This is a genomic window from Algoriphagus aestuariicola (assembly GCF_017254835.1).
Lineage (GTDB): Bacteria > Bacteroidota > Bacteroidia > Cytophagales > Cyclobacteriaceae > Algoriphagus > Algoriphagus aestuariicola.
The window spans coordinates 363,638-378,396 of the sequence record NZ_JAFKCW010000001.1; the positions used below are offsets into that span (position 1 = coordinate 363,638).

11 protein-coding genes are annotated in these 14,759 nt (G+C 48.2%); 8 read left to right on the plus strand and 3 right to left on the minus strand.

All coding sequences use genetic code 11. The features are described 5' to 3' along the window. Nucleotides 1-3 precede the first annotated feature (3 nt). The 4 genes from J0A67_RS01550 to J0A67_RS01565 all read left to right on the plus strand — a co-directional run bounded on the left by J0A67_RS01550 (nucleotide 4) and on the right by J0A67_RS01565 (nucleotide 6,925). Nucleotides 4-2,055 (plus strand): Kelch repeat-containing protein, encoded by a 2,052-nt coding sequence (locus tag J0A67_RS01550; protein ID WP_206567513.1) that lies wholly within the window; start codon nucleotides 4-6, stop codon nucleotides 2,053-2,055. Nucleotides 2,056-2,196: 141 nt separating this feature from the next. Next, complete coding sequence (gene lon / locus J0A67_RS01555; protein ID WP_206567514.1) at nucleotides 2,197-4,677, plus strand: endopeptidase La; 2,481 nt, start codon at nucleotides 2,197-2,199, stop codon at nucleotides 4,675-4,677. 84 nt (nucleotides 4,678-4,761) lie between these two features. Further along, entirely contained in the window at nucleotides 4,762-6,159 is a 1,398-nt protein-coding gene (gene hslU, locus J0A67_RS01560; RefSeq protein WP_206567515.1) for an ATP-dependent protease ATPase subunit HslU, read from the plus strand. Between the two features lie 31 nt (nucleotides 6,160-6,190). Continuing rightward, nucleotides 6,191-6,925, plus strand: coding sequence for an SDR family NAD(P)-dependent oxidoreductase (locus J0A67_RS01565; RefSeq protein WP_206567516.1), 735 nt, complete (start codon nucleotides 6,191-6,193; stop codon nucleotides 6,923-6,925). On the opposite strand, the gene J0A67_RS01570 is transcribed toward J0A67_RS01565, so the two are convergent. Further along, a complete protein-coding gene (locus tag J0A67_RS01570) occupies nucleotides 6,922-7,413 on the minus strand; it encodes a SixA phosphatase family protein (protein ID WP_206567517.1) in 492 nt (163 codons plus the stop codon). The two genes, J0A67_RS01565 and J0A67_RS01570, sit on opposite strands and share 4 nt — an antisense overlap. Nucleotides 7,414-7,501: 88 nt before the next feature. Here J0A67_RS01570 and J0A67_RS01575 point away from each other — a divergent pair, with 88 nt between their 5' ends. Then, the gene (locus tag J0A67_RS01575) at nucleotides 7,502-7,693 is read left to right on the plus strand and encodes a cold-shock protein (protein ID WP_067545283.1); all 192 of its coding nucleotides are present in this window, start codon (nucleotides 7,502-7,504) and stop codon (nucleotides 7,691-7,693) included. An 18-nt stretch (nucleotides 7,694-7,711) separates the two neighbouring features. Here the strand turns inward: J0A67_RS01575 and J0A67_RS01580 are convergent, their stop codons facing one another. Beyond that, complete coding sequence (locus tag J0A67_RS01580; RefSeq protein WP_206567518.1) at nucleotides 7,712-10,219, minus strand: mechanosensitive ion channel family protein; 2,508 nt, start codon at nucleotides 10,217-10,219, stop codon at nucleotides 7,712-7,714. A gap of 208 nt (nucleotides 10,220-10,427) precedes the next feature. On the opposite strand from J0A67_RS01580, the gene J0A67_RS01585 reads away from it, so the two are divergent. From J0A67_RS01585 to J0A67_RS01595, 3 genes are all read left to right on the plus strand, one after another. Next, complete coding sequence (locus J0A67_RS01585; protein WP_206567519.1) at nucleotides 10,428-10,856, plus strand: Hsp20/alpha crystallin family protein; 429 nt, start codon at nucleotides 10,428-10,430, stop codon at nucleotides 10,854-10,856. A 169-nt stretch (nucleotides 10,857-11,025) separates the two neighbouring features. Then, nucleotides 11,026-12,528, plus strand: coding sequence for a S1C family serine protease (locus tag J0A67_RS01590; RefSeq protein WP_206567520.1), 1,503 nt, complete (start codon nucleotides 11,026-11,028; stop codon nucleotides 12,526-12,528). 89 nt (nucleotides 12,529-12,617) lie between these two features. Further along, nucleotides 12,618-13,895 (plus strand): serine hydrolase domain-containing protein, encoded by a 1,278-nt coding sequence (locus J0A67_RS01595; protein WP_206567521.1) that lies wholly within the window; start codon nucleotides 12,618-12,620, stop codon nucleotides 13,893-13,895. 36 nt (nucleotides 13,896-13,931) lie between these two features. On the opposite strand, the gene J0A67_RS01600 is transcribed toward J0A67_RS01595, so the two are convergent. Beyond that, a complete protein-coding gene (locus J0A67_RS01600; RefSeq protein ID WP_206567522.1) occupies nucleotides 13,932-14,588 on the minus strand; it encodes an HAD family hydrolase in 657 nt (218 codons plus the stop codon). Between the last annotated feature and the right edge of the window lie 171 nt (nucleotides 14,589-14,759).

A 14,759-nucleotide genomic window follows, 5' to 3' on the forward strand; every position in this document is an offset into this window, starting at 1 on the left:
GTGATGATCAGAAGAATAATAGTAGCGGTCTTTTCGGCGTGGTTGCTGATTTCATGTGCCGAAGATGAGGTAGTCCCGAGGACCAATCCGAGGTTTAGTGTGGCTTTGATACAGGGTGTGGATCAGACGGGAGCGGAATTTTCGGCAAATATCTACGACTATGGTTCGGAGGAAATCCTAGAATATGGATTTGTGTACGGCGATGTCGCGCAGCTGGGAAATATCAACTCGGAGATCATTTCCGCAAAAGGTAATCCGCCAATGGAATTTAAGCTGCGGGCAATACATGGACTCGCCAAGGGCAAGAGCTATCAGGTCGCGGCATTTCTCAAGACCGAGTCAGGTGTAGTCTATTCGGAGAGCCGGCAGTTTGTTGCCGATGGTTCCATTGGATTTATTCTCAGCCAGATTATTGCGCCGTCCGAGGTTTTTTTTGGTGATGAGCTCATTTTCCAAGGGGAAAATTTGCCAAGAAATCCAGCATCGATCCGTGGAAAGTTTGAAGGGGTCGAGATGAAAGTCACCCAGGTAGAGGGAGGCCAGTTCAAGGCTGAGATCCCCCAGATGTTTGTGTTTGATCCAGAGCGGGCCGTGGAGGGTCGGTTTCTGATCACCATCCTAGTCGGGGCAAAGACGCTTGAGGTGGAGAAAGTACTCAATTTCCGCAAACCTACATTTCAGGTTTCCAGCGCTCCCGAAATCGCATACGACGAGCTCATCCAGATCAGGGGGAGGGATCTTCAGGATGCTGGTGTGGCAGTCAGCTACACGGACAATACCGGCAAAAAGACCAAGCTGGACTTGGCGAGCTCTACCGATGAATTGATCGAAGTGAGCCTAAATGCCCTGTTTACCGAAGGAAAACCCAAGCTGACGGTATCAATCAGAGGCATCGCGTATGAGCTGGCCAATGTGTTTTCGTTGAAGCCAACGACGATCACCGCAGGTCAGGGAGAGGAATATGACGGATGGTACCGATACCTGGAAATCCATGGGGAAAATTTCAATCCGATCAGTCCGGACTTCAACAGGCTAGTTCTAGAGGGAGTGGTGTCCCACTATACCGAAATTACCGAAGCGACATCCACCAAACTGCGGGTGACCCTGACTCCCGGCGCGGGAGTCTACTCCAGGCAGATTTCGATTCGTTCAGAGATGGGGCCGGGGAAAAGCGAACACGGTTACCTTCTGAAAGTGACTACTCCCGAATTGCCGGTGGAGGAGTTGCCATACGGTCTTTTTGGCTTGAGCCACGCGCTGGGGGTGAGCTACCAGGGAAAGGGCTACTTGATAGCTGGAGAGGGTATTTACGAATATTCCGCTTCCGATTTCTTTCCAAAAAAGATCCATGGCCAGATACAGGTGCCGTATTTCAGCTTTTCCAGACTGGCCTTCGCCACGGGCGGGGAAGGAAGCTTGTTTGTCTCGGATGGAGAAGTGCTGTTTAGCTTTGATTTGGCCAGCAGGCAAGTCCGACTACATCCCGATCTGCCAAACATCGCGGCAGAAAACCTCGGCTTTTTCGTGGAAGGGGGATATCTCTACGTAGAATATGGGAATTTAAGTGGTTGGGGTTTTACTCCTACCTGTAAAAGACGGTTTAGGATGAACCTGGCTTTGAACGTTTGGGAAGAGCTCGAAGCCGAAAGCCGGGATCGATACTATATCTCCAACAAGCCCTTCCGGGTAAACGGAGTATTGTACTCTTACAGGATCGTGACCGAGCAAAGTGGCAATAGTTCGGAGATTGTACGTTTCAATCCGGCAACCAAAAACTGGGATTTGGTAAAGGTGCTTTCAAGTGATTACATAGAGGTATGGACCAACGAAGTGTATGTGATAGGAGACCTGGTTTATTTTCCCGCGAATGCAAATTCCTTCGTTTTGGACTCCAAGACTTGGGAGGCCAGATTTATAGACAACTTCTTTTTTGGCACAAGGCCAAGAGAGGGCGCCCAAATAGGATCGTATTTTTATCAGTTTAAGTCGAATGCGGACCACTTCTACCTCTACCAAATCGACCCCTCATACTTCGTCCTTAGCAGGAGGGAGTAGGCTAGGGCCTACTTGACCTGCCATTCTGACCCCATTCCTTTTTGGCACCTGTCTTGAAACAATAGGAAGAACCTTCTTAAATTGAAGGTTCTTCTTTTATTTTGGCTATTTCCTGACAGTCCGGCTGTCATTCTGTCCCATATGAACCAATTCGAAAATTCCCTATTCCAACACCTCATGACCGGCGACTATTCCGGAGAAGGAGACTTGATCCAGTTGATTACAGATGAGGAAGAGGAAGACCAGGGCAAAGAGTCCTTTGGAGAGGAGATTCCCATTCTTTCCGTTCGCAATACCGTCCTATTTCCCGGAGTGGTCATCCCGATCACCGTGGGAAGGCAGCGGTCCATCCGACTCGTGAAGAAAGCCCACAAAGGGGATAAGCTGATTGGTGTCTGTGCACAGATCAACCCCAACAATGACGACCCTACCTGGGACGACATCTATTCCGTCGGCACGCTGGCCAAGATCATTAAGATGATTGTGCTGCCGGATGGAAATACGACGATTATTATCCAGGGTAAAAAGCGCTTCAAAATCCGCGAGCAGGTCACCGACGATCCCTATTTTATGGCAAAGGTGGATTACTTGGACGAAAACTTTCCGAAGAGTTCCAAAAAGATAAAGGCTCTGGAGGAATCGCTCAAGGAGGCGGCAACCAAGATCCTTCACTTGAATCCAGAGATTCCCCGCGAAGCACAGGTGGCCTTGGACAATATTGACAATACCACTTTTCTGACGCACTTTCTTTCGTCCAATATCAATGCGCCAGTAGAGTCCAAGCAGCGCCTGTTGGAGATCAACGACGGTGTCGAGCGTGCGACCCTTCTGCTGGAGTACATGATGAAAGACATACAGATGCTGGAGTTGAAGTCGGAAATCCACAAGAAAGTCCACACCGACATAGACCAGCAGCAGCGCGACTACTTTCTGAGACAGCAGATGAAGGTGCTCCAAACCGAACTCGGCGAGGAAGGCCCAGAAAAAGAGGTAGAAGACTTGCGGGAGAGGGGAGAATTGAAGCTTTGGCCTATCGAGGTGAAGAAACACTTCGAGAAGGAGCTAGACAAGATTCTTCGCATCAATCCGTCTGCCGCTGAGTACCCTATTGCGCTGAACTATGCCGAAACGCTGGTCGAGCTGCCTTGGAATGAGTTTACCCAAGACAATTTTGATCTGAAACATGCCCGTGCGATTCTCGATGACGACCATTTTGGCTTGGACAAAGTCAAGGAGCGTATCATCGAATACCTAGCGGTGTTAAAACTCAAAAACGACCTGAAAGGGCCCATCCTCTGCCTCTACGGTCCTCCGGGAGTTGGGAAGACTTCTCTAGGCAAATCCATCGCCGCAGCTTTGGGCAGAAAATACGTCCGGATGTCCCTAGGAGGCCTGCATGATGAAGCAGAGATCCGCGGCCACCGAAAGACCTACGTAGGAGCGATGCCAGGCAAGATCATCCAGAACATGAAGAAGGTGAAAATCTCCAATCCGGTGTACGTACTGGATGAGATTGACAAGCTTTCTTCTGATTTCCGGGGTGATCCTTCTTCCGCCTTTTTGGAAGTGCTCGATCCGGAGCAAAACAGCACCTTTTTGGACAACTACCTCGAAGTGGAATACGATCTGAGCAAGGTTCTCTTCATCGCCACGGCCAATTCGCTTGATACCATACAGCCAGCCTTGCGCGACCGTATGGAGATCATCGAGGTCACCGGATATACTCAGGAGGAAAAGCTTGAAATAGCCAAGCGACATCTGGTGCCAAAACAGCGCAAAGAACACGGGCTCAAGGCCAAGGATGTCTCTTTTGAAAAAGCTGCTCTAATTAAGATCATCGAAGACTACACCCGCGAATCGGGCGTCCGAGGTCTGGAACGCGCGATTGGCAAGGTGGTACGAAACATCGCCAAGTCCATCGCCATGGAGGAAGAGTACAATCATAAAATCGGCGTGGAGGCTGTGCGGAAAATCCTCGGTGCGGAGATCTTCGACAAGGAAATCTATCAGGACAACAGCGTGGCGGGGTTGGTGACCGGCCTAGCCTGGACGAGCGTGGGAGGCGAAATCCTTTTCATCGAGTCCAGCCTGAGCAGAGGTCGGGGTAAGCTCACACTCTCAGGTCAGCTGGGTGAGGTGATGAAGGAATCGGCGATAACCGCACTTTCTTATCTCAGATCGAAGGCAGAGACCCTGGGCATTGACCACCGGGTATTTGAGCAATACGATCTTCACATCCATGTGCCAGCGGGAGCGGTACCAAAGGACGGACCATCGGCTGGCATTACCATGCTGACCGCCATGGCTTCAGTGTATACCCAGCGAAAGGTCAAATCCAAAGTAGCCATGACGGGGGAGATCAGCCTGATCGGGAAAGTAATGCCAGTGGGAGGGATCAAGGAGAAGATTCTAGCGGCAAAAAGAGCCGGGATCAAGGAGATCATCCTTTGCAAAAAGAACCTTAGGGATATCGAAGAGATCGATCCACAGTATATCAAGGGCATTGAGTTCCATTTTGTAGATAGAGTAAAAGAAGTGCTGGATATTGCCCTTACTAAAAGCTTGGTGGATCAACCGCTGAAATTCACCTTCTCCTCGGAGACGAAACAACCACAGGAATAAATTCAAGGACATCATTGGGAAATGCTTCTGAAGCTGTCCTGCTCTTTTGAAACTAAACCACATTCACTAGACCACAACATTTCCATGAACCAAATAGAATCATTGACTCCAAGGCAGATCGTCACGGAGCTGGACAAATACATCATCGGACAAAAAGACGCCAAGCGAAACGTGGCGATTGCCTTGCGCAACCGCATTCGTCGCATGATGGTGAAAACGGAAATCCAAAAAGATATTGTGCCCAACAACATTCTGCTGATCGGAAGCACGGGGGTTGGTAAGACCGAAATTGCCCGCCGTCTGGCAAAAATTGCACAAGCACCGTTTACTAAAGTGGAGGCCTCCAAATTTACCGAAGTAGGCTATGTAGGCCGCGATGTGGAAAGCATGGTACGTGACCTGGTAGAGCAATCTGTCCATCTCGTCCGAGAGATTAAAAACGAAGCGGTAAAGGTAAAAGCTGCAGAAGCGGTAGAAGAGGTAATCTTGGATATTCTGATTCCTCCGGTGAAAAGCGCAGGCTTCACGCGGGCAATCCCTGTGGACACTAATCCTGAAGCCGAGCCTAACTCTGACGAAGAACTCAACGAACGGACTCGGGAGCGGTTCCGGGAGAAGCTCCGCAACGGCGAGTTGGATGATCGAAAGATCGAAATCAATGTCAAGGCCAACAACTCGGTAGGCATTGGCATGATCGGCAACGGCATGATAGATGACGCCAGCATGGCTGGTCTTCAGGACATGATATCTGGGATGATGCCCAAAAAGACCAAAAAGCGCAAGCTCAGCATCTCCGAGGCCCGCAAGGTTTTACTCGAGGAGGAGGTTTCCAAGTTGGTGGACTTCGATGAAGTCAAAGAAGAAGCGATTCGGCTGGCCGAAAACAACGGCATTATTTTCATCGATGAGATTGACAAGATCGCCTCCAAATCCGGAAAAGGAGGTAGTGGGCCGGACGTGAGCCGTGAAGGCGTGCAGCGTGACCTTCTGCCTATCGTCGAAGGTTCCGCCGTCAATACCAAATATGGCGTGGTCAATACAGACCACGTGCTATTCATCGCTGCCGGCGCATTCCACGTAAGCAAGCCTTCAGATTTGATTCCTGAGCTTCAGGGGCGTTTCCCTATTCGCGTAGAGCTGCAAAGCCTCACCCAAGAGGATTTCTCTCGAATCCTTCGTGAGCCGAAAAATGCTCTTACCAAGCAATATCAGGCTTTGTTTGCGGCTGAGGAGGTCTCTTTGGAATTTTCTGAAGATGCAATAGAAGAGATTGCCAGAATCGCATTTGTGATCAATCAGGAGGTGGAAAACATTGGTGCCCGAAGGCTGCATACCGTCATGAGCCATTTGCTGAATGACTTCTTGTTTGAGGTGCCGGACGTGATCGAGGCAAATTCCAAGATCATGATTACCCGGGAGATGGTGCTTGACAGACTCAATTCCCTCGTGAAAAACCGGGATCTGTCCCAGTACATTCTTTAACCCTAAAGGCACCTCGAGTGCCTTTTTTTCTATGAAAAAAACACTGCTCATACTCACAGGACATTCCAAAGGACTTGGAAGGGCGATCTTGGATAGGTTCCTCGATGCTGAAGGGACTGAGGTCATTGCCATTTCCCGAACAGCCCTGGGCTTGAAGCGGGCCAATCTCCGGGAAATTCAGTTGGATTTGGCCGACCTGGAAAGCCTAGGAATTAGACTTCCCGATATTTTTCCAGTTGGCGATTTTGAGAGATTTGTCCTGATCAACAATGCCGGATGGATAGGAGAAATAAAGCCCGTTGGAAAGCTCGATCCAGGCCACATTTCAAAGTTGATGAACCTGAATCTCTTGGCTCCCATGATTCTGACGGATGCCTTTGCAAAAGCCTACTTCCCTCTAAGCGCGGAAAAGTTGGTTTGTAATATCAGTTCGGGTGCCGCTTACAAGCCTATGCCAGGCTGGGCGGAGTATTGTAGCAGCAAGGCTGCTCTGGCGATGTTTTCCAAAGTGGCGGCTGAGGATTTGGCCAAGAATGGAGTTCGGGTCTTCTCTCTGGCGCCGGGGATCGTAGACACGGAGATGCAGGCCGAGATCAGGACAGCCGCGCTCGAGGATTTTCCGGCCTTGGCGCGTTTTGAAAATTTCAAACGGGAGGGTAGCCTTTCACCGCCAGAGATGGTTGCAGATAAGGTCTTTTATCTAGTTTCCCATTCTGAGCGTTTTTCTGACGTGGTCCAAGACGTGAGAGACTTCGAATTGCCCTAGTGGTGCTTTTTTGGGTAGTCCACAAACCAAGGTTCTACGTTTTCCGGCTTCAGATCTTTCCAAAAACCAGATTTTAGCTTAAATCCAAACTGGCCGGAAGTAGGGAGGTTGTCAATGTCACCTCCCAAATAAACTATCAAGTCAGTGAAGCCAGGATTGTGGCCAAATACCAGCACAGTTTGGTGGCGGTCATCCTGACTTTGCAGGTATTTCAAAATGGCGTGCGGAGAGGCATGAAATAAACTTGGTTCAAGGATGATTTTGTCTTTTGGGTAGCCTAGTTCTTTGGCGATGATTTTAGCGGTTTCCTTTGCCCGAAGCGCAGAGGAGCTGAGCAGTAGGTCCGCATGGATTCCGCGATTTTTTAGCCTTTTTGCCATTCTAGGGGCGTCATTTAGCCCCCTTTCCGCCAATGGACGGTCATGATCGCTCAAATTCGGGTTGTCCCAAGCTGATTTTGCGTGTCTTACCAAAATTATTTTCTTCATATCGCCGGAAAAAAAACGATTATTTTGTTTTTTTCGATCAAATATTTACTTTTAAAACACTTTCAAATACAATTTATCACAATTAATTATGTTTACCGGAACAGTAAAATTTTACAATGAAGCCAAAGGTTTCGGATTTATCGTTGATGACGAAACTCAGGGAGATGTGTTCGTGCACGCTACCGGGTTGGTTGACAAAGTCGCCCAAAACGACAAAGTGACCTACGACATCAAAGATGGTAAAAAAGGACCCAACGCCATCAACGTCAAAAAGGCCTAAGAAATTCAAGAGAATGTTTTAGTGTGCATTATCCCCCGGATCTGTTTTCGGGGGATTTTTTTTGTCCCCCAGATTGGCTGAGTCGTCGGGAAGGCTTTTGATGTAAAGGTCTCGCTTGGGGAATGGGATTTCTATGTCGTTTTCTTTGAATGCTTCGAAAATCGCATTCATGACCTCGTTGCGCATCTCCAGCATCAGATCCATGGATTCGATCCAGAAGAGAACCCTAAAATCCACGGAGCTCTCGTTGAAGGTTTGCATCAGAACCCTCGGGACGGGAGTTTTTAGAATTCGGTCTCGTTTCAATACTTCCTCGATGAGCGACTTTACTTTTGTCATGTCCGCATCGTAGGCCACACCGATGATCAGCTCAATACGACGTCTTTTATCAGAGAGCGTCCAGTTGATGAGGCTTTGCGACAGCAGATCGCCATTCGGTATGACCACCTCAGCACCGTCGTAGGAGAGGATTTTGCTTGCACGGATGCCGACTTCTTTGACTTGTCCGCTGTTTTGCCCCACTTCAATATCATCTCCGATTTGTATGGGTCGCTCAAAAGCCAAGATGACGCCAGATACAAGATTGTTAATGATCGTCTGCAGGCCAAAACCTATGCCCACCGAGAGGGCACCCAGCACGATGGTGACTTTGTCCAGGGGGATCTCCGCTGCCGTAGCGGCGATGATAAACCCCACGATCAATACGCTCAGTCTAATCAGCAGGATGGAGCTCCCCAAGCGTTTGGTTCGATTTCCGGAATACTTCTGGTCCTTAAGTGAGGCAAAGTAGGCAATGTTGTTCGCCAAGATATAGGAGGCGTAGATCAAGAAGCCGAAGAGCAAAATGCTGCTAAAGGTGAAGCTGGTGGCTCCGAGTTTTCGCTCTTGGGAAAGAAAGCCGGAAACTGTGTCGTATACATAGTCGCTCAGAGCCAGGTTGTGGAGAAAGATGATCACCCAAAAGAAAAGTGCCAAAAACATGAAAAAGCCACGGATTCTACTTTGAATTGCCTTGTAGTCTATGTAGGTGGTAAATGCGTCTGCGTCCCGCTTGTTTTCCACTATTGCGTAGATGATTTCCATGATCACCTTGACGAAAAAGTAAAGGGTAATCGCATGGACAAACCCTACCACTCCGGCTACACTGAGGATTTTGGCGAGGCTAAACCGCCCAAAGATGTTTGCTACGATTCCCAAAATAAGGAATACCATTGTCAGGGTCCGGAGCCGCTTTAAGAAGAATACTTCATTGGGATCTTCCGACTTGAATTTTTTGGGGATCTGCCAGAGAAGTATCAGCACTGTCAAATTGCCGATCTGAAAGTAGATCCGTTCCTGGTACGCGATTTCCCAGTATAGATTGCTCACGGAGAAAAAAAGGAATACGGCCACGACTATCAACCACTTGACGAAGACATTTGTCGGGAAGGCTTTGTGTATCAAAATCGTGGAGAAAAAAACGAGCAGATACATGAAAAAGGTCAGTAGCGCTACCGACCCGGTGTCAAACATGAAAAGTACCAACGGGAGCAAAGCCACCATCACGCTGGAAAAAGTTCTCTCGGATAGGAATTTGATCCGGTCGAGGATGACTTTTCCATATTCCTTGTCCTCTTTGATTTTTTTGAGGGTTTGTTTAATCATCAAAAAGCTGACTGCCAATATCAACACCGCCAACACGGTGGTGAACAGATCCAAACGCAACTGTCTTAAGAGAAAGAGGTAGTTGATTTTTAAGGAGTCCAGCGTAATGTTGAAGATGCTCTTTGGGGAAGCGATTTCATAGGATTCCCAGATAAAATTGATTTCCTTTTTGAGTAGGTTTTTTTCCAGAATGGTCCGGTTGATTTCAACATAGCGCAGCAATTCCATGATGCCTATGGTGATGGAGCTGAGTTTGGACTGATATCGTGCGGCCTGCAGTTCCTGCCGGTAGATGGTACTGTCCAGTTGATGGATGTTGGCTTTGAGATTTTCTATTTCTGAAGAATAGGTGGGCAGCAAAAGTGTATCCCTGATTTTGTAAGTGAAAAAATCGTCCGCCTTAATTGCTCCCAACAGGCTGTCAAGGTATTGCAAGCGATCCAGTCTCACTTGCACAATCCTATCCAGTTCGGCGTTGTTTTCTTCTGTTGACTTCAGGACTCGCAGCAAGGCTGCTACGTATCTGAAGTTGAATTTGGAATTGGGGTTTTTCGCCCTTTCCCTAATGGAAGCAATGTACCCTTCCATCATGGGAATCTCCTCGGCAAATCTGGAGGTATCCAGCTTTTCCTCAAGCTCCAGCATGATCTCATTGGCCTGAAGGCTGTAGTTTCTTCCTTTGTAGATTAATTCTTCGAGTGAGGGGGATTTGAGGGATTCCGGGACCTCAGGTTGGATAAGCGTGGAGTCTAAAAAAATCAGGCTGTCCTTGGAAGACATCAAAAGACTGTCGGCATTGCTTTTCAACGGACTTTCTTGCGCAAAAGCTGCCTGGACAAGCAAAAGGAAAAAGAAGAACGGGATCGAAAAATAGTTTTTCATCGGGTTGCGATAGGTAACTAAAATTAGGGATTATATCGAATATAGAAGAAAGGCAGAGAGGCTTGTTTTACTTTTTGGCTAGCCTGGAATAGGACAAATTGACCGTATTTGGTAAAGATGAAGTGGTTTGTGAGACAAAACGGCCGAAAAATCCTTTTGGAACGAAATTTACAGCTAGGGAGGATGAAAACATTTAACCACAAAAACAATGAAACTCGTGAGATACAATCAACTCGAAAACGAAAGTCCTATCACTTTCAGCGCTATGCTCGACAGGCTGTTCAATGAATCCCTTGGCTCGTCCTTGAGACAATTCAGCCCCGCCGTGGACATAGCAGAAGACGAAAAATCCTATGAGATCCAGCTCGCATTGCCGGGGATGAAAAAATCGGATTTCAAGATTGACCTGGTAGATCGCAAGCTCACCGTCTCTGGCGAGCGAAAGCATCAGGAGAAAAAGGAGGGAAAAAACTTCCATAGCGTAGAAACCCAGTTTGGTTCGTTCAAGCGCTCCTTTTTCCTCCCCGAAGATGTGCTGGAAGATCATGTAGAAGCCAGCTATCAGGACGGATTGCTTACCTTGGTTCTCCCGAAAAAGGAGAAAAAGAACAGCAAAGCTGTCATCGAAGTGAAATAGATTGGAAGTGGGTTCGCCCACTTCTTTTTATTTAAGGATATCCATTGAAAATATCCAAAAAGCGGTTAAATCTTGTTAATTTGAAGGATTGGATTAATCGCGCGGGTATAGAATTGAGTCTATACTTTAGAAAATTTGTATTGACAAAATCGAAAATCAGAAAAAAATTATGAGCAAAAGACAGTTCTTTCTGGGCATGCTACTCGCCGCTATCATCGGTGGAGTGGTGGCCTTGGCGGGTGTAGGTTTTCTGATCAAACCACAAAGCGCCGGAAGTTTTGATGAGAAACAACAAGCCAGTTTTGTAAACCTCCTATCTGGAGAGGATTTTACGATTCCTGACGGGATCAATTTCGTTGCCTCAGCACAGGTGGTCACCCCAGCGGTCGTCCACGTCAAAAGCCAAATCGCTTATACTTCGCGCTCGGAGCGGGATCCCGTTCAGGAGTTTTTTGGATTCCCGGATCCAAGAGGCGATCAGGGTGGCCCAGGCGGCAATATGCCGGTAAGCTCCGGCTCAGGGGTGATCATCTCCAGCGATGGCTACATCGTCACCAACAATCACGTGGTGGATGGCGCGACCAAAATCGACATTTCGCTTGAAAACAATAAACGCTATGAAGCTGCAGTAATCGGAACCGATCCGACGACCGACTTGGCCCTGTTGAAGATCGAGGCAAACAACCTTCCCTTCGTCAGATTTGGCGACTCGGATGAGACCAAGATCGGCGAATGGGTGCTGGCAGTGGGGAATCCATTTGATTTGAACTCCACCGTCACTGCAGGGATCATCTCCGCAAAGGCTAGAAATATCGGTATTCTTAGAAATGTGGAAAACAACCTGCAAATCGAATCTTTTCTCCAGACTGATGCAGTGGTAAACCCTGGCAATTCGGGAGGTGCATTGGTGAACTTGGCCGGTGAGCTGATCGGTATCAATACCGCAATTGCAACCCGCACAGGTACATTCTCGGGATACTCTTTCGCAGTGCCGAGCACGCTGGTGAAGAAAGTTATGGACGATCTGATGAAATATGGAGCTGTGCAGAGAGGTCTTCTAGGAGTCCAGATTCAGAGCTTGAGCCCAGAATTGGCGGATTACCTTGACAAAACCTTCCCCGTGGAACAAGGTGTCTATGTCGGTGGCGTCAATGAAAATTCCGCTGGTCAAGAGGCTGGTCTGAAAGAAGGCGACATCATCATCGCTATAGATGGAAAGAGGGTCAACAACGTAGCCAACCTTCAGGAATTGGTGGCACGAAAACGACCTGGTGACAAAATCGAGGTTGAATACATGCGCGATGGAGATACGAAAAAGGCCAACGCGACATTGAAGAATTTCTCCGGAGACACCAATATCGTCAAGCGGGAGGTTCCCAAAACCTATACCTTTGAAGGCATCCAGTTTGAGGAGCTCAAAGAGCAGGTGAAGGATGATCTGAAAATCTCCGGTGGTGCTGTGATCAAAATGAACAGCAATGAAAACTGGAGAAAGGCTGGCGCCAGAAACGGATTCATCATCACCTCGGTCATCTCTGACAGCGGCAGAACCCGAATCAACAGCGCCCAGGATATGATTGATTTCCTCGAAAGCAACAACGGAGCGGAGATCGTGATCTTGGGGATGTTCCCTGACGGTACGGAATATTACTTTGAAGTAGAGGGGAATTGATTCGTCAAAACTTATGGGAAAGCCGGAGTGATCCGGCTTTTTTTATGCTCGCTTTTTTCTAGTTTAAGGGCTTTTAAACCTAAAATGACATGAAGAAACGAGTTTTGTCTGGATTGGCCCTTCTTGCAGTAGCCAGCCAGCTTTCCTTTTCACAGACCCTATCAGACCCAGGCAAAAATCCAGTTCCGGGTATTTCCCAAGAGCGGGTCGCTAGACTGGATGCTATGCTTGAGGAAGCCATGCAAAAAGACCAGGTGCCCGGTATGGTCGCCATGGTAGTGAAGGACGGAAAGATCGTCTACCACTCTGCGAAGGGGTTGGCGGATGTGGAGTCTGGCAAGGCAATGGAGAAAAATTCCATCTTTCGCATAGCTTCCCAGACTAAGGCTATTACCTCCACGGCGGTCATGATCCTTTGGGAAGAGGGAAAAATCAGGCTGGATGAACCCATTTCCAAGTATATCCCAGAGTTTAAAAACCCCCAGGTTTTGGCCAATTTCCGCTACGCGGACACGACCTATGCCACCAAGCCCAGCAGCAAGGAGATTACCATACGTCATCTCCTGACCCATACTTCCGGCTTGGGCTATGGGGTGATAGACGGAGACGAGCGGATGAGGATGATCTACCACAAGGCAGGCGTGGTTGATCTTTTTACTACCGAAAAGGTGACCATTGGAGAAAGCGTGAAGCGTCTGGCCAAGCTCCCGCTCCATCACGAGCCGGGGACTAAATACACGTATAGCGAGGGACTGGATGTATTGGGCTACCTTGTGGAGGTAGTGAGCGGAAAACCCTTTGACGTCTTTTTGAAAGAAAGGATTTTTGATCCCTTGGGCATGAACGATACCAGGTTCTATCTGAGCGAAGCCCAAGCGCCGAGATTGGTGACCGTGCATACCAGAAAAGATGGCAAGTGGGCTTCCTATCCCGTGACTTTTTACGATCCGGCTTATCCGAAAACCGGAGCAAAGGCTTTCTTCTCTGGAGGAGCAGGCCTATCGAGTACTACAGAAGACTATGCAAAATTCCTTCAGATGTACCTCAACGGCGGCGTGTATGACGGCAAGAGAATCCTCAGCCCAACCACCATCAGCACCATCATGAGCAATCAGGTCGGAGACCTACTGGGAGATGGTGGAAAGGACTATGGCTTGGCCTTCGGACTGGTGGATGAAAAAGGCGTTGCTATGGGTGGCTTGGGCAGCAAGGGCACATTCGACTGGGGAGGCTATTTCAATACCCAATATTTTGCAGACCCGCAGACCAAAGTGATCGGCCTGATCTTCAAGCAGACTTCCGGTGCCGGCAACGGAGACGAAACTGGCTGGAAATTCCGACAGATGGTCTTTTCGCTGATAGAATAATGAGAATAAACTAAAGGGGGCAAGCGCTCCCTTTTTCTATTTTAACATAGGGATTATTTCAGTGAAATCGGAAAACGCAGCCGTGCAGCCCATTTCGATCAGTTCCTTTCGGGTATGGGATGTGGCGATACCGATTACCGTGAGTCCCGCCGCCAAAGCCGAGCGGATGCCTCCACCCGAATCTTCAAAAACAAGACATTCCTCTTTTTTCAAACCTGTTTTTTCCAAACACTTAAAGAAAATCTCGGGGTTCGGCTTTCCTTTGAATACCTCATGCCCCCCGGTGATGGTTTGGAAGAAGTCGCGGATGCCAAGCCCGTCCAAGGTAAAATCTATGTTGTTTTGATCCCCCATTGTAGCCAGGTGGATGGATATTTTACGGCTTTGCAATGCTTTCAGAAAAGCAGTTAGGCCTGGCACTTCCCTCAACTGGGATCGACAGATCGTTCGATAGATGGTTTCCTTTTCCTCACCCAGTTCCGCTCTTTTTTGCAGGGACTTTTCATGCGGGAAAAATTTTGCGATCATTTCATGTATGGTGCCGTGGTTTTGGGCATGAAAGTCTTCCGGACGGAGATGGATGCCGTGGTTTCCCAAGAACCGCAACCAAGCTTCCTGGTGAAATGGAATACTGTCTGTCAAGGTGCCATCCATGTCAAATAGTACGGCTCGGACTTCTTTGGGAAAAATCATGAATGGGTAGTTTTAGAGCCTCGTGAGGCAGGAAAAATCTAAAAATACAAAATCAGGATGGACTGAAAGATTCCTTTTCGGATTTTGGGATGCAATGGCACAGGCGTTCTGAATATATGGGGATTGAATCGGATAGCTGCTTGATTTTCAGTAAATTTTAGAATGCCAAAC